Source organism: Pseudomonas brassicacearum, from assembly GCF_918698105.1.
Classification (GTDB): domain Bacteria; phylum Pseudomonadota; class Gammaproteobacteria; order Pseudomonadales; family Pseudomonadaceae; genus Aquipseudomonas; species Aquipseudomonas brassicacearum_F.
The window spans coordinates 1-18,500 of the sequence record NZ_CAKKMI010000107.1 but is presented as its reverse complement, the minus strand read 5'-3'; the positions used below and the strand labels follow the sequence as shown (position 1 = coordinate 18,500).

The 18,500-nt window shown below is 62.8% G+C and carries 18 protein-coding genes; 4 read left to right on the top strand and 14 right to left on the bottom strand.

The features are described from left to right. Positions 1 to 869 (top strand): S66 peptidase family protein (locus tag LQ215_RS27235; RefSeq protein ID WP_230153385.1); only part of this gene is annotated, 869 nt, incomplete at its 5' end. A 113-nt stretch (positions 870 to 982) separates the two neighbouring features. On the opposite strand, the gene LQ215_RS27230 is transcribed toward LQ215_RS27235, so the two are convergent. The 5 genes from LQ215_RS27230 to leuS form a co-directional block, all read right to left on the bottom strand. Beyond that, a complete protein-coding gene (locus LQ215_RS27230; RefSeq protein ID WP_230153384.1) occupies positions 983 to 2,305 on the bottom strand; it encodes a lytic murein transglycosylase in 1,323 nt (440 codons plus the stop codon). Between the two features lie 72 nt (positions 2,306 to 2,377). After that, positions 2,378 to 2,542, bottom strand: a complete 165-nt coding sequence (gene arfA / locus LQ215_RS27225; protein WP_047702691.1) for an alternative ribosome rescue factor ArfA — start codon at positions 2,540 to 2,542, stop codon at positions 2,378 to 2,380. Between the two features lie 232 nt (positions 2,543 to 2,774). Continuing rightward, on the bottom strand, positions 2,775 to 3,812 hold the full coding sequence (gene holA / locus LQ215_RS27220) for a DNA polymerase III subunit delta (RefSeq protein WP_230153383.1): 1,038 nt from the start codon (positions 3,810 to 3,812) through the stop codon (positions 2,775 to 2,777). Positions 3,813 to 3,851: 39 nt separating this feature from the next. Next, positions 3,852 to 4,457 carry an LPS assembly lipoprotein LptE gene (lptE, locus tag LQ215_RS27215; RefSeq protein WP_230153382.1) on the bottom strand — a complete coding sequence of 202 codons (606 nt, stop codon included), beginning with the start codon at positions 4,455 to 4,457 and terminating at the stop codon, positions 3,852 to 3,854. A gap of 90 nt (positions 4,458 to 4,547) precedes the next feature. Then, complete coding sequence (gene leuS, locus LQ215_RS27210; protein WP_230153381.1) at positions 4,548 to 7,154, bottom strand: leucine--tRNA ligase; 2,607 nt, start codon at positions 7,152 to 7,154, stop codon at positions 4,548 to 4,550. A 292-nt stretch (positions 7,155 to 7,446) separates the two neighbouring features. Here leuS and LQ215_RS27205 point away from each other — a divergent pair, with 292 nt between their 5' ends. Further along, positions 7,447 to 7,767: a hypothetical protein gene (locus LQ215_RS27205; protein ID WP_230153380.1), complete on the top strand. Its 321-nt coding sequence runs from the start codon at positions 7,447 to 7,449 to the stop codon at positions 7,765 to 7,767. Between the two features lie 103 nt (positions 7,768 to 7,870). Then, positions 7,871 to 8,632: a YdcF family protein gene (locus tag LQ215_RS27200; RefSeq protein WP_230153379.1), complete on the top strand. Its 762-nt coding sequence runs from the start codon at positions 7,871 to 7,873 to the stop codon at positions 8,630 to 8,632. A 149-nt stretch (positions 8,633 to 8,781) separates the two neighbouring features. Here LQ215_RS27200 and lnt read toward each other — a convergent pair whose 3' ends face one another. The 5 genes from lnt to miaB all read right to left on the bottom strand — a co-directional run bounded on the left by lnt (position 8,782) and on the right by miaB (position 14,214). Continuing rightward, positions 8,782 to 10,305 carry an apolipoprotein N-acyltransferase gene (lnt, locus tag LQ215_RS27195; protein WP_230153378.1) on the bottom strand — a complete coding sequence of 508 codons (1,524 nt, stop codon included), beginning with the start codon at positions 10,303 to 10,305 and terminating at the stop codon, positions 8,782 to 8,784. Positions 10,306 to 10,332: 27 nt separating this feature from the next. After that, positions 10,333 to 11,172, bottom strand: coding sequence for an HlyC/CorC family transporter (locus LQ215_RS27190; RefSeq protein WP_003205870.1), 840 nt, complete (start codon positions 11,170 to 11,172; stop codon positions 10,333 to 10,335). A 40-nt stretch (positions 11,173 to 11,212) separates the two neighbouring features. After that, on the bottom strand, positions 11,213 to 11,671 hold the full coding sequence (ybeY, locus tag LQ215_RS27185) for an rRNA maturation RNase YbeY (RefSeq protein WP_003205868.1): 459 nt from the start codon (positions 11,669 to 11,671) through the stop codon (positions 11,213 to 11,215). Beyond that, positions 11,664 to 12,671 (bottom strand): PhoH family protein, encoded by a 1,008-nt coding sequence (locus LQ215_RS27180; protein WP_230153377.1) that lies wholly within the window; start codon positions 12,669 to 12,671, stop codon positions 11,664 to 11,666. Before LQ215_RS27180 ends, ybeY begins: the two co-directional genes overlap by 8 nt. A gap of 214 nt (positions 12,672 to 12,885) precedes the next feature. Next, positions 12,886 to 14,214, bottom strand: a complete 1,329-nt coding sequence (gene miaB / locus LQ215_RS27175; protein WP_230153376.1) for a tRNA (N6-isopentenyl adenosine(37)-C2)-methylthiotransferase MiaB — start codon at positions 14,212 to 14,214, stop codon at positions 12,886 to 12,888. A 133-nt stretch (positions 14,215 to 14,347) separates the two neighbouring features. Here miaB and LQ215_RS27170 point away from each other — a divergent pair, with 133 nt between their 5' ends. Next, a complete protein-coding gene (locus LQ215_RS27170; RefSeq protein ID WP_003185742.1) occupies positions 14,348 to 14,677 on the top strand; it encodes a DUF1820 family protein in 330 nt (109 codons plus the stop codon). Between the two features lie 139 nt (positions 14,678 to 14,816). On the opposite strand, the gene LQ215_RS27165 is transcribed toward LQ215_RS27170, so the two are convergent. The 4 genes from LQ215_RS27165 to LQ215_RS27150 all read right to left on the bottom strand — a co-directional run bounded on the left by LQ215_RS27165 (position 14,817) and on the right by LQ215_RS27150 (position 18,342). Continuing rightward, on the bottom strand, positions 14,817 to 15,371 hold the full coding sequence (locus LQ215_RS27165; protein ID WP_003205863.1) for a tetratricopeptide repeat protein: 555 nt from the start codon (positions 15,369 to 15,371) through the stop codon (positions 14,817 to 14,819). Between the two features lie 217 nt (positions 15,372 to 15,588). After that, entirely contained in the window at positions 15,589 to 16,872 is a 1,284-nt protein-coding gene (hemL, locus tag LQ215_RS27160) for a glutamate-1-semialdehyde 2,1-aminomutase (protein ID WP_053125629.1), read from the bottom strand. Positions 16,873 to 16,900: 28 nt separating this feature from the next. Further along, a complete protein-coding gene (thiE, locus tag LQ215_RS27155; protein WP_058546737.1) occupies positions 16,901 to 17,527 on the bottom strand; it encodes a thiamine phosphate synthase in 627 nt (208 codons plus the stop codon). 17 nt (positions 17,528 to 17,544) lie between these two features. Continuing rightward, a complete protein-coding gene (locus tag LQ215_RS27150; protein ID WP_058546738.1) occupies positions 17,545 to 18,342 on the bottom strand; it encodes a hydroxymethylpyrimidine/phosphomethylpyrimidine kinase in 798 nt (265 codons plus the stop codon). Positions 18,343 to 18,500 lie beyond the last annotated feature (158 nt).

Genomic DNA, 18,500 nt, shown 5'->3' with positions numbered 1-18,500 from the left:
CCCCCGCCGGCCCCGCCCCCCTGGACACGGAAAAAGCCATCCAATGGATGCGCGCCCGGGGTCATGAGCTGCGGATATTCCCCGGCGTCTACGAAAAGAACAACTACCTGGCCGGCACCGACGAGACAAGGCTCAACGACCTGCACGCCGCCTTCGCCGACCCCGAAATCAAAACCATCATCTGCCTAAGGGGCGGCTACGGCACGCCACGCCTGCTGGACCGCATCGACTTCGACCTCATAAAGCGCAACCCCAAACCATTCGTAGGCTACAGCGACATCACCGCCCTGCATCTGGCCATCAGCCGCTACGCAGGCTTCGTAACCTTCCATGGCCCGCTGCTCAACGCCGATCTGCTGGGCGACAAGCAACCCCCAACCGTCACCTCGTTTTTCAGCCTGCTGCGTGGGCAATTGAAAGCCGGCAGCGCGCTGAACCATCCCGCCGCCTACCCATTGACCACCGTCGAGCCGGGCATCGCCCACGGACGTCTGCTGGGCGGCAACCTGTCGATGATTGCCGCGACCATGGGCACGCCTTATCAGATCGACGCCGAAGGGGTGATCCTGTTCATCGAAGACGTCAACGAACCGCTGTACCGCATCGACCGACTGCTGACTCAGCTGCGGTTGGCCGGCACTTTGCACCAACTACGCGGCGTGTTGGTGGGGGACGTGGCCGGGGTCGACGTCGAGGCGTTGAATCGATTGCTCAAGCAGATCTTCGCACCGTTGCGCATCCCGGTGCTGTCCGGCTGGCGCAGCGGGCACTGTGATCCGAACCTGACCTTGCCCATGGGGGCGTTGGTGAGGTTGGATGCGGGGGAGAAGAGGTTGGTGCTGGAGCAGGATGTGGTGGTCAGCCGCTAGTCATGTAGCGCCTGCAAATCAGTCATCGCGAGCAAGCTCGCTCCCACAGGTTGACCGGGAATACCTGTGGGAGCGAGCTTGCTCGCGATAGCGGTAGCCGCCATACGGCTGACTCAGCGGCTACGCAACGCCTCCAGCAACTGGTGCGTCGGATACCCATCCGCCGGCCAGCCGAACGACTGTTGGGCGCTGCGGATGGCCTTGCGGGTGTTGGCGCCGATGATGCCGTCGGGGGTGCCCGCGTCGTAGTTGTGCTTGCCCAGCAGGGTTTGCAGCTCGATGCGTTCGCTGCGGCTCAGGGGCAGGTCTTCCTTGGGCCACTGGCCGTAGACCAGCCCGCCGTCGGTAAAGCGCTTCGACAACAACCCGACCGCCAAGGCATAGGACGACGAATTGTTGTACTTGAGGATGGCGCGGAAGTTATCGAAGATCAGGAACGCCGGGCCGCGATGGCCGGCCGGCAGGAGCAGGGATGCCGAGAGCTGTTTGTCAGCCGGGGTTATTGGCAGGCCACCATATTCTGAAACACCCAGTCGCTCCCATTCAGCAACGGGCTTGCGAATCGTGCCATCGGCCAGTGTGTAGTCGAAGCCCTCAGGGAGATCGACCTCGAACCCCCACGGCTGGCCACGTTGCCAGCCGGAGCTTTGCAGGTAGTGGGCGGTCGAGGCCAGGGCGTCGGTGGAGCTGCCCCAGATGTCGCGGCGACCGTCGCCGTCGAAATCCACCGCGTGGGTGTTGTACGTGGTGGGAATGAACTGGGTCTGGCCCATGGCGCCGGCCCAGGAACCGAGCATTTTTTCCGGTGAGATATCGCCCTGTTGCAGGATCTGCAGCGCGGCGATCAGTTGCGCATGGGCAAAACCCGGGCGCCGTCCTTCATAGGCCAGGGTCGCCAGGGAATTGATCACCGACTTGCTGCCCTGGAACTGACCGAAGTTGCTTTCCATGCCCCACACCGCCACCAGTGCCTCGCGATCGACGCCATAACGCTGCTCGATGCTTTGCAGGATCTGGGCGTTCTGTTGGATCAGGCTCTTGCCTTTATTGACCCGCAGTGGCGACAGCGCGCCATCGAGGTATTCCCACACGGGGCGGGCGAATTCCGGCTGGCTGCGATCGGCCTTGATCACGCTCATGTCCGGGCTGACACCGATGAACGCACGGTCGAACAGGTCGCCACGGATCCCGGCGGCCAGCGCCTCCTTGCGAAACCCGGCCTGCCATTGCGCAAAGGTCTGGGTGGGCGCGATGGTCAGGTCTTCACCGGTCGGCACCAGGGGCGGCACGATCGCCGGAGCGGTCACGGCGGGGGCTGTCTGGAGCGGTTGGGCGTCGGCGGCGGTAGGTTTTTCGGCGCAGGCGACAAGCAGGACAACGCTTGCGGCAACAATCATTTGGCGCAGTGGCCAACGATGGGAAAGACAGAAGGGCATGCATGGGTCCAGAAATACAAATCAGGTGCTGACCTTAACATGCGAAAGGGGCGTAGGGCTTGTCCTGGTGTTTCAAGCGGCCAGAAAGCAAGAAGCCTCCCAGTTGTCAGACTGGAAGGCTTCGCGGCGGTAGCTGCCTTTGCCCTTGGCGGGTCGTTCCTGACGACTGCGGAACAGGGGCTGGGCGATGATGGACTTGGCCTTGTTGGGGCCATGCTTGGATGGCTTTTTGCTCATGATGGGATCTCTCGTGAGGTGGTTTTTGCGGGACAAATCATGAGACAGAGTTGGGGGGTTGTCCAGTCCCTGCATTGCGTAGGAAATGTCATCTGAGGTGAAGCGCTTTTGTGGCGAGGGAGCTTGCTCCCGCTGGGCTGCGCAGCAGCCCCCCAAAAAACAGGGCCGCTACGCGCCCCAGCGGGAGCAAGCTCCCTCGCCGCAAAAAGCGCTTTGGCCTGAAGGAAATGGCTTATTCAGCTGGCAGAGTCAACCGCTGACCCGCCATCAACAGTGACAAGCGACTAAGGCTCATCCACGGCGAGCCGGCGGCCTGGCCCTTGATCTGCGCATCGATGCGCTGGGCGTCGAGCAGCAATTGTGCCCAGCGCGGTGCGGAATAGCGTTGCAGGGCCTTGCTCATCAGCGGTTTGCGTTTGTCCCAAACGGGTGGGCGGGCCTGGCTGAAGGCCTTGTCCAGCGGTACGCCCTGGCTGTATTGCAGGGACAGGTTGGCCAGCAGGCGCAATTCCCGGGCCAGGGCCCAGAGGATCACCGGCGGTTCGACGCCTTCGCCCCGCAGGCCTTCAAGCATGCGCAGGGCATGGGCGGCCTCACCGTTGAGGATCGCATCGGTCAGCCCGAAGACATCGAAGCGCGCACTGTCGGCCACGGCAGCCTGCACCGTTTCCACGGTGATCTGCCCGCCCTCGGCCATCAGCTTGAGCTTTTCGATTTCCTGGGCGGCGGCCAGCAGGTTGCCTTCGACCCGGGCGGCAATCAGCTCCACGGCGTCCTGGCTGGCAGAGAGGCCGGCTTGGGACAGGCGCTGGCGGATCCAGCTGGGCAGCTGGCTGACATCCACCGGCCAGATCTGCACGAACTGGGTCTGCGGGCCTTCGACCAGGGCCTTGCCCCATTTGGTCTTTTGCGCGCTGCCGTCGAGTTTCGGCAAGCTGATGAGCAGGACGGTGTCCTCGGCGGGCCGTGAGCAATATTCGATCAGCGCGGCGGCGCCCTTGTCCCCGGGTTTGCCGGAGGGCAAGCGCAGTTCCAGCAGGCGTTTTTCGGCGAACAACGACATGCTCGCCCCGGCCTGCAGCAGCGTGCCCCAGTCAAAACTGGCGTCGGCGGCAAAGACCTGGCGTTCGTCGAAGCCTTGCTGGCGTGCAGCGGTGCGGATGGCGTCGGCGGCTTCCTGGCACAGCAGCGGGTCATCGCCGCTGATGATGTAGACCGGCGCGAGGGCACCTTGCAGGTGTTTGCCGAGTTGGGCGGGAGCGAGCTTCATAAGAAGGGGCGAGCGGGGCGCTGGAGCGCCCCGCAAGGCTTATTCAGCCGGGATCTGCATCGGCGACTGTTGCGGGGTCTCCGCTTCAGCCTTGCGTGCCGCTTCCAGTGCGTCGGCTTCGGCTTTGGCCTTGGCGTCGGCCGTCTGTTGCAGCTGCTCCAGTTGGGCCGGGCTCAGCTGTTGCAGGCGCAGCATCATGCGCTGTACGAGGTCACGCCGCATTTCACCACGCACTTCGGTGGACTCCTGGTCGGAGCCGGTGATGTTGTTGCCGTCGTGCAGGTAGACCTTCTGCACCTGCAGCTTGTCGTCCACCAGCACCAGGTCGTTCCGGCCGCGGATCTCATAGCTCAGCACGTTGTTCAGTTCGTACTCGGCCGAACGACCGGCACCGGCATAGCTCAGGCTGCGCTGGCTTTGCTGTTCACGGGTCAGTACCAGCTTGTACGGGGCGCCGGTGTAGACTTTCACACCGCTGTTTTCCAGGGTGTCGCGCAGCATCTTGACGGTGTCGCCATAGGCGTCCCGTGCGCTGAGGTCCAGCTCGGTGATGGCCAGCTCGGTGGTACCGGTGCCACGCAGTTGGAAGCCGCAGGCGCTCAACAGGACCGCCAGGCCCACTACCAGCAGATTACGTTTGATCATCTTGTTGCTCCCCTTGAACCCTATGGGGGTCGACGATGCGACCCCGCAGGTTGTATTCGGCGCCAGGCTCAAGCCTCGCGCCCGATCCAATTAGCTTGCGACGATGTTGACCAGCTTGCCGGGCACCACGATTACTTTGCGAATCGTCAGGCCATCGACGAAGCGCAACACGTTTTCATTGGCCCGCGCGGCGGCTTCGACTTCTTCGCGAGTGGCGGCGGCCGGCATTTCGATCTGGCCGCGCAGCTTGCCGTTGACCTGGATGACCAGGGTCAGGCTGTCCTGTACCAGCGCGGTTTCGTCCACCAGCGGCCAGCGTGCGTCAATCACCGGATCGGCGTGACCCAGTTGATTCCACAGCTCGTGGCTGATGTGTGGGGTGATCGGCGCGAGCAGCAACGTCACGGCTTCCAGGCCTTCGTGAACCAGAGCGCGATCCTGCTCGGTGCCTTGCGCGGCCTTTTCCAGCACGTTCATCAGCGTCATCACCTGGGCGATGGCGGTGTTGAATTTGTGGTTCTGGCCGACGTCATGGCTGGCTTGCTTGATGGCCAGGTGGATCGAGCGGCGAATGGCTTTCTGCTCATCGTTCAGGCGGGCGACGTCCAGCTTGCCCGGCAGGCCCTGGGTGACGTGGGCTTGCGCCAGGCGCCAGACGCGCTTGAGGAAACGGTGCGAACCCTCGACGCCCGAATCGGACCACTCGGCGCTCATGTCAGGTGGCGAGGCAAACATCATGAACAGGCGGCAGGTGTCGGCGCCGAACTGGTCGATCATCGACTGTGGGTCGACGCCGTTGTTCTTCGACTTGGCCATTTTCTCGGTGCCGCCGATTTCCACCGGCAGGCCGTCGGCGATCAGCTTGGCGCTGATGACCTTGGCCTTGCTGTCGCGTTCGAGTTCGACGTCGCTCGGGTTGAACCAGGTGTAGGCACCGTTGGCTTCGCGACGGTAGTAAGTCTCGGCGATCACCATGCCTTGGGTCAGCAGGTTCTTGAACGGCTCGTTGGAGCTCACCAGGCCTTCGTCACGCATCAGCTTGTGGAAGAAGCGCGCGTAGAGCAGGTGGAGAATGGCGTGTTCGATACCACCGATGTACTGGTCCACCGGCAACCAGTGGTCAGCCGCGGATTTTTCCACCAGGCCGCCTTGATAGTGCGGCGAGGCGTAGCGCGCGTAGTACCAGGACGACTCGACGAAGGTGTCCATGGTGTCGGTTTCACGCTTGGCCGGTGCGCCGCATTTCGGGCAGCTGCACTCATAGAACTCGGGCATGCGCGCCAGGGGCGAACCGGCGCCGTCGGGTACGACGTCTTCGGGCAGGACCACGGGCAGTTGATCTTCCGGTACCGGTACATCACCGCAGGTGTCGCAATGCACGATCGGGATCGGGCAGCCCCAGTAGCGCTGGCGGCTGATGCCCCAGTCCCGCAGGCGGAACTGGGTGCGCGAGGCACCGAGGTTTTTCTTGATCAGGGCGACTTCGATGGCATCGAACGCGCCAGGGAAATCCAGGCCGTTGAACTCACCGGAGTTGATCAGCTCGCCATGTTCGCCATAGGCGTCCTGCCAAGGTGCCGGGGTCTGGTCGCCGGCGCTGGTGCGCACGACCGCCTTGACCGGCAGGTTGTACTTGTGGGCGAATTCGAAATCACGCTCGTCGTGGGCGGGGACTGCCATCACCGCGCCGTCGCCGTAATGCATCAGCACGTAGTTGGCGACCCACACCGGCAGTTTCTCGCCGGTGAGCGGGTGCTCGACGAACAGCGAGGTCGGCAGGCCTTTCTTCTCCTGGGTGGCGACGTCGGCTTCGGCGACGCTGCCGCCCTTGCATTCGGCGATGAAGGCCTGCAGCTCAGGGTTGTTCTGTGCCGCCAGGGTGGCCAGCGGGTGCTCGGCGGCCACGGCCACATACGTGGCGCCCATCAGGGTGTCCGGGCGGGTGGTGAAGACTTTCAGGGTACCGGCTTCGCCAATGGAGGCGACGTCGTAGGGGAACTGCACTTCCATGCCCCGGGACTTGCCGATCCAGTTGCGCTGCATGGTCTTGACCTGCTCGGGCCAGCCGTCCAGCTCGTCGAGACTCTCCAGGAGTTCATCCGCGTAGGCGGTGATCTTGAAGTAGTACATCGGGATCTCGCGCTTTTCGATCAGCGCGCCGGAGCGCCAGCCGCGACCATCGATCACTTGTTCGTTGGCCAGTACGGTCTGGTCCACCGGGTCCCAGTTCACGGTGCCGTTCTTGCGGTAGATCACGCCTTTTTCGAACAGGCGGGTGAACAGCCATTGTTCCCAGCGGTAGTAGTCGGGCTTGCAGGTGGTGACCTCGCGGGACCAATCCACCGCCAGGCCCAGGCTGCGCAGCTGGGTCTTCATGTAGGCGATGTTTTCGTAGGTCCACTTGGCGGGGGCCACGTTGTTCTTCATCGCGGCGTTTTCCGCCGGCATGCCGAAGGCGTCCCAACCCATGGGTTGCAGGACGTTCTTGCCTTGCATGCGCTGGTAGCGGGAGATCACGTCGCCGATGGTGTAGTTGCGCACGTGCCCCATGTGTAGCTTGCCGCTGGGGTAAGGGAACATCGACAGGCAGTAGTACGTCTCCTTGCCTGGCTGTTCACTGACTTCAAAGGACTTTTGCTCGTCCCAGAACGACTGGGCGGCGGCTTCGATTTCACGGGGCTGGTAGTGTTCGTGCATGGCTACTTTTGTACTGAATGGGGTGGCCCAATCCTCTTCGTGGCCATGCTGGACGCAGACGACGCCGAATGCGGCGTTTTCGATGCCCAGCCAAGCTGGAAGTGGAGTTACAGGAAGCGCCGTAGCATACATGACCGCGCTCTGCCGAGGGAAACCCTGATTGTTGCCAAACCCTGGCTGACCGTCTGCGATAACCGGTATTCAGGGCCGTTGGTCGCGGCGCGCTGCCGGTTTGCCCAGCGAAGCTAAGCTTCTCAATGGGGAGTGAGTCTTATCTTCAATGAGGTGAGGGATGGTTGAATCACAACGAAAAGTCGCTACACCTGAGTTGTATGAAAAACTGATCGATCGTCTTGGGGTGGCCCTGGACGCTGCAAGAACCGCCGGACGCTTGCGTGATGAACGCCCGGCAGAGCTGGAACTGCGAGGCTTGAGCCCCGCGGAGTTCGAACTGGTCAAGGCTTACCTCGAACAGGTCGGGCATCAAGCCCCCACCAGTGGGGCCCAGGTACTCAAGCGTCTCGATGCGCCCCGTTCGGCCAAGGTTGTGTGGCTCAAGGACCGGACGCCTGACAAGGATGCTGTAAAGGTCCGGTCGTTGCAGTTCAAGTAAAGCCGGATTCACGCGTGTCGCTTTTTTTGGTTCAAGGCTTTTTCGAATCTGTTGTCGCTTTGCGTCAACCCACTTAGGCTTCGGGCATCTATGGAGATGCCCGATGCCGTTTCGCTATTTCATCAAACAACTTTTATTGCCGCCCGGCATTCTTTTGCTGTTGTTGGCGCTTGCCTGGTGGTGGCGCCATTCACGGCCGCGCCTGGCTCGTCTGTGTTTCGCCGTGGGCCTGGGCGGCTTCTGGCTGATGAGCCTGCCGGTGGTGGTGCAGTGGAGCGCCAAGGCCTTGGAGCGAGAGCCGCCGCTACTGCGTAGCGAATGGGCGACCCTGGCCCAGCGCGCCGACGCCATCGTGGTGCTGGGTTCCGGTCGCGAGCGCGGTGACCTGGCCTGGGGCGCCGACCAGCCCACTGGTGTCGGCCTGGAGCGCCAGCGTTATGCGGCGCGGCTGGCCAAGGCGTCGGGCTTGCCCGTGCTGACCACCGGCGGCTTGCACTACGGCACCCCACCCAGCGAGGCCAAGTTGATGGCCGACTCGATGCTGGAGGATTTCGGCGTCAACGTGCGCTGGCAGGAAGGACGTAGCCGCACCACCTGGGAAAACGCCCAGATGAGCGCCGAGATCCTGTTGCCCGAAGGCATCAAGCGAGTCGTGGTGGTCACCCAGGCCTGGCACATGCCGCGGTCGGTCTGGAGTTTCGAACGCGCGGGGTTTGAGGTGGTACCGGCGCCGGTGGGCTTCCTGGGGCAGGACAATGCCCGACCATTGGGCGGCTGGATGCCGGAGTTCAAGTCGATCTGGCAATCCGGGCAGTTGATGAATGAGGCAGCGGGGCTGGTGGGGTATCGGTTGTTCTACCGCTGAGTATTTTGGGTGTAGGACATCTGTGGGAGCAAGGCTTGCCCGCGATGACATCGACGCGGTCTGCCTTGGGAGCCAGGGCGCCTGCATCGCGGGCAAGCCTTGCTCCCACAGGAAACTCGTTGACCTCAAGAGGTTTGCCCACAGCGGGATCAGACGGTCTTGGCCATCCGTCCCGCCATCAACGCCCAGCCCAGCAGCAACACGCACAAGATGATCAGCGGCCACGAGCGCCATTGCAGGTAAGGCGTCAGGCCGTGCATCGGCACCACTTCGCCGTACAGGATGCCGCGCTCGAATTGCGGGATCTGTGCGGTGATCTGGCCGAAGGGGTTGATCAGGCCGGTCACGCCGTTGTTGGTGGCGCGGATCATCCAGCGGCCGGCTTCCAGGGCGCGCATCTGGGCCATTTGCAGGTGTTGCAGCGGGCCGATCGAGGTGCCGAACCAGGTGTCGTTGCTGATGGTCAGCAGCAGGTCGCTGCGCGCTGACAGGCTGGCGGCAAATTCCGGGTAGACCACCTCATAGCAGATGAACGGCGCAATCTGGTAACCCTTGGCTTGCAGCAGCGGCTGGTCGGCCGGGCCCCGGGCGAAGTCCGACATGGGCAGGTCGAAGAAGGCGATCAGGCCGCGCAGGATGTCCTGCAGCGGCACGTATTCGCCAAAGGGCACGAGTTTTTGCTTCAAGTAAGTGCCGTCACCTTCGCCGGTCACGGTGATGCCGTTGAAGTAGCGCTTCTCGTGGTGTACCAATTGGCGAATGGGCACACCGGTAATCAACGCCGAATGCCGCTCGGCGGCGAAGCTGCCCATCATGTCCAGGTAGCCCTGGGCGGACTCCTTGAGCACCGGTACGGCGGTTTCCGGCCAGACCAACAGGTCGACGCGCTTGGACGCAAAGCTCATGTCGCGGTACAGCGCCAGCTGCGCATTGAGCTGCTCGGGGTCCCACTTCATGCTTTGTTCGATGTTGCCCTGGATCGCCGCGACGCTCAGCGGGTCGCCCGAAGGGCTGGTCCAGGCGTGGCCCTTGAGGGCCAGGCCGGCCACCCATGGGCCGATCAACAACAGCACGCCCGCGGCGATAAAGCCCTTGCGCCCGGTGCGGATCAACCGGGGCGCGTTGTACAGCAGCGCGGCGGTCAAGGCCAGGCTGAAGGAGATCAGCCACATTCCGCCCAGCGGGGCGAGGCCGGCCAGCGGACCGTTGAGCTGGCTGTAACCGGAATACAGCCAGGGGAAGCCGGTGAGGAACCAGCCGCGAAACGCTTCCTGGCCCAACCACAGCGCAGCGAACGCCAGGGCATCGGCCAACGGCGCCTCGTTGCGCCGCAGCCAGCGCGCCCACAGCCAGGCGGGCAGGGCAAAGAACCAGGCGATGGCGGCGATGAACAGCAGCATCAACAACCCGGCGAGCAGCACTGAGGCGCCGCCGAAGTTATGGATGCTGACGTAGATCCAACTGGTGCCGGCACCAAACAGGCCAAAACCGAAACACCAGCCTCGGCCCAGGGCCTGGCGTGGCGAGAGTTCGCGCAGCCCGGCGTAGAACAAACCGACCGCCAGCAATGCCAGCGGCCAGAGGTCGAACGGCGCCAGGGCCAGGGTGGTGATCGCACCGGCCGCCATGGCCAGCAGGTTACCGGGCCAGCCGGGGCGGGTTATCCAGCGCATTTTTGTCCTTAGCGGGTCTCGCGGGGGTTATCGGCCAATGGGCGACAGGCGCAGCAAATGAATCCGACGGCTGTCGGCATTCAGGATGCGGAAGCGCCAGGAGCCGATTTCCGTGGTTTCGTTGCGCTTGGGCAGGTGCCCGAAAGCACTCATTACCAGGCCGCCGACGGTGTCGAACTCATCGTCGGAGAATTGGCTGTCGAAGAATTCGTTGAAGTTCTCGATCGGCGTCAGGGCCTTGATCAGGAAGTCGCCGCTGGGCAGGGGCTTGATGTAGCTGTCTTCCTCGACGTCGTGCTCATCCTCGATGTCGCCGACGATCTGCTCGAGCACGTCTTCGATGGTGACCAGGCCGGCCACGCCGCCGTATTCGTCGATGACGATGGCCATGTGGTTGTGGTTGGCGCGGAATTCACGCAGCAGCACGTTCAGGCGCTTGGACTCGGGCACGAAGGTGGCCGGGCGCAACAGGTCCTTGATGTTGAAGCTGTCGCCGTTCTCCTGAAGGATCAGCGGCAGCAGGTCCTTGGCCAGCAGCACGCCCATCACGTCGTCATGGCTCTCGCCGACGACCGGGTAGCGCGAGTGAGCGGAGTCGACCACGGCGGGCAAAAATTCGCGAGGGGTCTGGGTCGCCTTGATGCTGACCATCTGCGAGCGCGGGACCATGATGTCGCGCACTTGCAGGTCAGCGACCTGGATGGCGCCTTCGACGATGGCCAGCGCTTCGCTGTCCAGCAGTTTGTTCTGGTGTGCATCGCGCAGCAGCTCCAGCAGCTCCTGGCGGTTTTTCGGCTCATGGGCAAAAGCCTGGGTGAGCTTGCCCAGCCATGACTTCTGCCCGTTGCTCGATCGATCTTCGCTCATAGCGATTACTCTGAATCCTTTGTCGTTACAGGTTGATGTATCAGTGTTCGTCGCCGGCGTAGGGGTCGGGATGACCCAGCTCTGCAAGCAACGTTCGTTCCAGTGCTTCCATTTCTTCGGCTTCGTCATCTTCTATATGGTCGTAACCCAGCAGATGCAAGCAGCCGTGAATCACCAGATGAGCCCAGTGGGCCTCAGGGGTCTTGTCTTGTTCCGCCGCTTCACGCTCCACCACCGGGACACAGATCACCAGGTCGCCCAGCAGCGGGATGTCGAGCAGTTCGTCGGGCACGTCGGCGGGGAACGACAGCACGTTGGTGGCGTAGTCTTTCTGCCGCCAGGTGTGGTTCAGTTCTCGGCCTTCGGGTTCGTCCACCAGGCGGATTGTCAGCTCCGAGTCGGCGCTGCGTTGGCGCAGGGCCAGTTCGCACCATTGGCGGAACTGGGCTTCGCTGGGGGCGGCGTGTTCGCAGGCCACTTGCAGGTCGAGTTCAAGCATTGCGGCCATGGCCTTTGCTGTCCAACTCTTCCTCGGCGCGATGCTCGAAACGCTCGTAGGCTTCGACAATGCGTTGCACCAATGGATGGCGCACGACGTCCTTGGGCATGAAGTGCGTGAAGCTGATGCCCGGCACGTCCTTGAGGACCTGGATCACATGGTTCAGCCCGGACTTGGTGCCGCGGGGCAGGTCGACCTGGGTGATGTCCCCGGTGATGACGGCGGTGGAGCCGAAGCCGATGCGGGTCAGGAACATTTTCATCTGCTCGACCGTGGTGTTCTGGCTTTCGTCGAGGATGATGAAGCTGTTGTTCAGGGTCCGACCGCGCATGTAGGCCAGCGGCGCGACCTCGATGACCTGGCGCTCGATCAGCTTGGCGACGTATTCGAAGCCGAGCATTTCATACAGCGCGTCATAGAGCGGGCGCAGGTACGGGTCGATCTTCTGGGCCAGGTCGCCGGGCAGGAAGCCGAGCTTTTCACCCGCTTCGACCGCCGGTCGCACCAGCAGGATGCGCCGCACCTGTTCACGTTCCAGCGCATCGACGGCGCAGGCCACGGCCAGGTAGGTCTTGCCGGTACCGGCCGGGCCGATGCCGAAGTTGATGTCGTTGCCCAGGATTTCCTTCACGTAGCGCTGCTGATTCAAGCCGCGAGGGCGAATCATGCCTTTTTTCGTGCGCAGGGCCACGGCAGGTTCCGACGGGGCGTGGTTGTCGAGTTCTTCGACAGCCGACTCCTGCAGGAACAGGTGGACCGTATCCGGCGACAGCTCGCTCCCCTTGGTTTCCCGGTAGAGACGGCGCAGCAGGTTTTCCGCGGAGGTGGTGTGCTTGGGTTCGCCGATCAGTTCGAACTGGTTTCCGCGGTTGCGGATCTCGATGGCCAGGCGCTGTTCGATCAAGCGCAGGTGCTCGTCGAATTGCCCGCACAGATTGGCGAAGCGGCGAGCCTCAAAGGGCTCGAGAATAAAGCGATGTGGTTCGATGGGTGCGTTCAAGGTCGTTTTTAGCCGCCCAGGGGCAATTAAGGTGAAATCAAGGATAACGCCAGTAGGCTGGGTGCGAAAGCTCTTAAACAGGCGAATCCGATCACAGGGTTGGCACAACCCATTGTGGGAGCGAGCTTGCTCGCGATGGGGGCCTCACATTCAACATAAGTATTGACTGTCATGCCGCTATCGCGAGCAAGCTCGCTCCCACAGGTAATCGCGGTTACTGGACCAGCGAACCGCGCAGGGAGTGCGGTTGCGCGGCGTCGATGTGCACGTCGGCGAACTGGCCGATCAGGGCCGGGGTGTCGCAGCGGAAGTTGACGATGCGGTTGTTTTCGGTCCGCCCTTGCAATTCGCCCGGGTCCTTTTTCGAGTAATCGGTCACCAGAATCCGCTGGACGGAGCCGACCATTTGTCGGCTGATCTCGAAACCTTGTTGGTTGAGGCGATGTTGCAAGGCGTTGAGCCGTTCCTTTTTCAGTTCTTCGGGCGTGTCGTCCGCCAGGTCGGCCGCCGGAGTGCCGGGGCGCTGGCTGTAGACGAAGGAATAGGAGAAGTCGAAGCCCACGTCTTCGATCAGCTTCATGGTCTGCTGGAAGTCTTTCTCGGTTTCGCCAGGGAAGCCGACGATAAAGTCCGAGCTGATGCAGATCCCCGGCACTGCCGCGCGCAACTTGCGCAGCTTGGATTTGTACTCCAGCGCCGTGTGGTTGCGTTTCATGGCCGCCAGGATCCGGTCGGAGCCCGATTGCACCGGCAGGTGCAGGTGCTTGACCAGTTCGGGGACTTCGGCGTGGGCCTGGATCAGACTGTCGGAGAACTCCAGCGGATGAGACGTGGTGTAGCGGATGCGGTCGATGCCATCCACTGCCGCGACGACGCGGATCAGCTCGGCGAGGTCCGCCAGGCGCCCGTCATGGGTCAGGCCGCGATAGCCGTTGACGTTCTGCCCCAGCAGGGTCACTTCGCGCACGCCGTGTTCCGCCAGGTGGATGATCTCGGCGATCACGTCGTCGAACGGCCGACTGACCTCTTCGCCACGGGTGTAGGGCACCACGCAGAACGTGCAGTACTTGCTGCACCCTTCCATTACCGACACGTAGGCACTTGGGCCATCGATGCGCGGTTCGGGCAGGTGGTCGAATTTTTCGATTTCCGGGAACGAGACATCCACTTGCGGCAATTTGGTCGCGCGCGCGGCGTCGATCATCTCCGGCAGGCGGTGCAAGGTCTGCGGGCCAAAGACCACGTCCACGTAGGGTGCGCGATCCCGAATGGCCGCGCCTTCCTGGCTGGCCACGCAACCGCCCACGGCGATGACCATCTCCGGGTTGGCCAACTTCAGTTCGCGCCAGCGGCCGAGCTGGGAGTACACCCGGTCCTGGGCGCGTTCGCGGATCGAGCAGGTGTTGAGCAGGATCACGTCCGCGTCTTCCGCGCGGGCGGTGACTTCCAGGGCCTGGTGTTCGCCCAGCAGATCGACCATGCGCGAGCTGTCGTACTCGTTCATCTGGCAACCGTGGGTTTCAATGTAAAGCTTCTTGGCCATGGACGGGATCATCACGTGATTCAAAGAACCGCGCATTATAGAGAACAAGTCCCTGGGTTCCCACCGCTGTGCGAGCAGTGGCTATGCTATAGTTCGCGCCCTCATTTTTCCCCGCCGATGTGTTTCGCCAGCCATGACCAAACGTGAAGCTCCAATCTACAAGGTGATTTTCCTCAACCAGGGCCAGGTGTTCGAAATGTACGCCAAGCAGATCTATCAAAGTGATCTGTGGGGTTTCCTGGAAGTGGAAGAGTTCGTCTTTGGCGAGCGCACGCAAGTGGTCGTCGATCCGAGCGAGGAAAAGCTCAAGGCGCAGTTCGAAGGCGTGGTGCGCAGCTTCGTGCCGATGCATTCGATCGTGCGCATCGACGAAGTCGAACGCCTGGGCACCCCGAAAATCAGCGAAGCCCGCGGCGCGGTCGGCAATGTGATGCCGTTTCCGATGCCGATGCCTGAGAAATAAACCTGTCGATAGGTTGAGCGCAGTCCTTTGTGGCGAGGGAGCTTGCTCCCGCTGGGCTGCGCAGCGGCCCGAAGATTTCTGGGAGCGCTTCGCACTCCAGCGGGAGCAAGCTCCCTCGCCACAGGGGGCCGTGGTGGATTCAGGGCAGCGGTGAGAAAGGCGTACGCCCATCGGCGTTCTGCAATTCCATCAGGTATTTGCGAAAGATCTGCCCCAGCACCTGGGTCGCCACTTCCAGCTCGTCACGGGGCATTTGCTCGGCGACTTCGTCGGCGGTGTCCAGGGCTTCTTCGGCGCCGTTGACCGCGGCCATCTTCAGGACGATGTAGGCCTGGACGTTGTTGGCCGGCACGCCTTCGCCATGGAAGAACATACCACCGAGCTTGAATTGCGCCTGGGCATGGCCTTGCAGCGAGGCTTTTTCGAAGTAGTCGAGGGCTTTTTTGAGGTCGCGTGGCGCAGCCTTGCCTTCGTAGTAGAACTCGCCCAACTCGTATTGCGCTTGTGCATCACCTGCGTCCGCCGCTTTTTGACAGGCGTCGAGTGCCGGTGCGAGATCTTGTGGCTGGGTATTGAGCGTGCAGCGGCCCAGCGCCGGGATCAACAACGAGTTGCCGCCTGCCTGTGCATTCGCCAGCAGGGGCTGAAGGAGCAACAGGCAGCCCAAGGCAAGGGTGCGGCCGGTGCGGTTCATGGGAATCGACTTACCTCTGAGGGGCGCGCGGACCCTCCGGGGGATCCAATAAGCGCGCATTATGAAATAAGCAGGGCCATCCTTACAAAGTCTTTACTCGTTTTTCTGCTACGAGGGAATGCTAATAGCTGCTTCGGGCATAAATACGTAGGAAAAGGGCGGAAAGTTGTCGGCAATCACTGACGCCAGCTTCAGCCGACGTCAGTTATCCACAGGCTTATTTCAACGCAGCAAAGGCCCGCTCGGCCGCATCGAGGGTGATCTTCAGCTCGGTCTCGCCATGGGCGATGGAGGTGAAGCCGGCTTCGAAGGCGCTCGGGGCCAGGTACACGCCGCCGTCGAGCATCAGGTGGAAGAAGCGCTTGAACCGGTCGGCGTCGCTGGCCATCACGTCTTCGAAGGTGACGATGTCATCGGCGCCACTGAAGTACAGGCCGAACATGCCGCCGGCCTGGGTGGTCACGAACGGAATGCCTGCCGCGTCAGCGCGAATTTGCAGGCCGTCGAGCAGGCGGGTGGTGTAGTCGGTCAGTTCGGCGTGGAAACCCGGGCGGCTGATCAGGCGCAGCGTGGTCAGGCCGGCGGCCATGGCCAATGGGTTGCCCGACAAGGTACCGGCCTGGTAGACCGGGCCCAGCGGCGCGATGCATTCCATGATCTTGCGCTTGCCGCCGAAGCAGCCCACCGGCATGCCGCCGCCGATGATCTTGCCGAAGGTGCTCAGGTCCGGCGTGACGCCGTAATGGGCCTGGGCGCCGCCGAGGGCCACGCGGAAACCGGTCATCACTTCATCGAAAATCAACACCACGCCATGCTGGTCGCACAGGCTGCGCAGGCCTTCGAGGAAGCCCGGTGCCGGCGGCACGCAGTTCATGTTGCCGGCCACTGGCTCGACGATGATGCACGCCACTTCCTGGCCGACTTCGCCGAGCATCTTCTCGACTTCTTCAAGGTCGTTGAACGGCAGGGTCAGGGTGTGCTTGGCGAATGCTGCCGGTACCCCGGCCGAGCTCGGCACGCCCTGGGTCAGTGCGCCGGAGCCGGCCTTGACCAGCAGGCTGTCGGAGTGGCCGTGGTAGCAGCCTTCGAACTTGATGATGCTGTCGCGACCGGTAAAACCCCGCGCCAGGCGGATCGCGCTCATGGTCGCTTCGGTGCCGGAGCTGACCATGCGCACCATTTCCATCGACGGCACGATCGAGCAGACCAGGTCGGCCATCTCGGTTTCCATCGCGGTCGGGGCGCCGTAGGACAGGCCGTGGACCAATTGCTTGCGCACCGCATCCAGCACGTCCGGATGGCTGTGGCCGAGGATCATCGGGCCCCAGGAGCCGACATAGTCCACATAACGCTTGTCGTCTTCGTCGGTGACGTACGCGCCTTCGGCGTGCTTGAAGAACAGTGGGGTGCCGCCGACGCTCTTGAACGCACGAACGGGCGAGTTCACGCCGCCGGGGATGTGTTTCTGGGCATTGGCAAACAGGGTTTCGGAACGGGACATGGTTGGGCTCTCGAAAACGGAAAATGGACTATTTGATCTGCAGCAGCTCGTTGAAGGCGCGGGCGCGGCGCGTCACTTCAGTGGTGCTGTCGGCGCCGAACAGGCCGTGGACCACCGCCAGCAGGTCGACCCCGTGGGCCACCAGCGGGGCGGCGTTGTCCAGGGTGATGCCGCCAATGGCGCACACCGGAATATGCAGTTTGAGGTGCGCCTGTTCGAGCAGTTCAAGGTTTGCGCTGGGGGCGCCGGGCTTGGTGTTGGAATTGAAGAAACGCCCGAACGCGACATAACTGGCGCCTTCGCTGGCGGCCTGTTCGGCCAGTGCCAGGCTGGCGTGGCAGGTCGCGCCGACGATCGCCTTGTGCCCGAGCAGTGCGCGCACTGGCGCCAACGGGCCATCGGTCTGACCCAGGTGCACACCGACGCCCAGGCGTGCGGCCAGCTCGGCGTCGTCGTTGATGATCAACTGGGTCTTGTAGCGTTCGCACAGGTTGCGCAGGGCTTCGGCTTCGCGCAGGCGGCGGGCCTCGTCGCTGCTTTTGTCGCGGTATTGCAGCAGGGTGACGCCACCTTCCAGCGCCGCTTCCACATAAGCGAGGAATTTGCCGGCCAGCAATTGGCTATCGGTGATGGCGTACAGGCCACGTAATTTCATTCCACAGGCCTCCGGTGCTACGAGCAGAAATCCAGCGGCAGGCGACGCGGTACGAACTGGCCTTTGCCCAGTTGTTCGGCATCGCGCAAGGTGCGCCAGGTGTAATCCAGCGCCGTCTTGACGGCGCTGGCGAGCTGTTCGCCCTGGGCCAGTCGACCGGCCAGGGCGCTGGCCAGGGTGCAGCCGGAACCGTGGTAACTGCCGGGCAGGCGCTGGCAGGTAAAGGTTTCGCGCCGGCCATCGCGGCTGTACAGGCGATTATGGACTTCATGTTCGTCGCCGTGACCACCGGTGATCAACAGGTGTTTGACGAAGGGCAGCAGTTTTTCCGCGCACTCGTCGGCGCTGCCCTCGGGCAGTTCGGCGAGAATACGTGCTTCAGGCAGGTTGGGGGTGGCGATGATTGCCAGGGGCAGCAGGCGTTCGCGCATGGCGTAGCCGACCTCATCCTTGCCCAGGCGCCCGCCACCGCCGGCGCGCAGCACCGGGTCGCAGACCATGGGCAGGTGCGGGTGCGCCTGGAGCAGTTCGACCACCGTGTCGACCATTTCCAGTGAGCCAAGCATCCCCAGCTTGACCGCTGCCACCTGGGCATCGTTGAGCACGGCATTGGCTTGTGCCAGCACCCACGCTCGGTCGAGCACTCGGAAATCGCTGACGTTGACGGTGTCTTGCACGGTCAATGCGGTAACAGCGGGGGCGGCATGACAACCCTGGGCAAGCAGGGCTTCGATATCTGCCTGCAAACCGGCGCCACCACTGGGGTCGTGGCCGGAGAGACAGAGGACAACGGGGCGAGAGCTGTAGATATTCATGGTGCGCGAGCTTACCACCAAACCTCTTTTATCGGTGGTCGGACGCTGAGGGTTTTGTACTGAGTGGCTTGCTGGTGAGTGCTTTTGTGGCGAGGGAGCTTGCTCCCGCTGGGCTGCGCAGCGGCCCCGGATTTTGGGAGCGCTGCGCACTCCAGCGG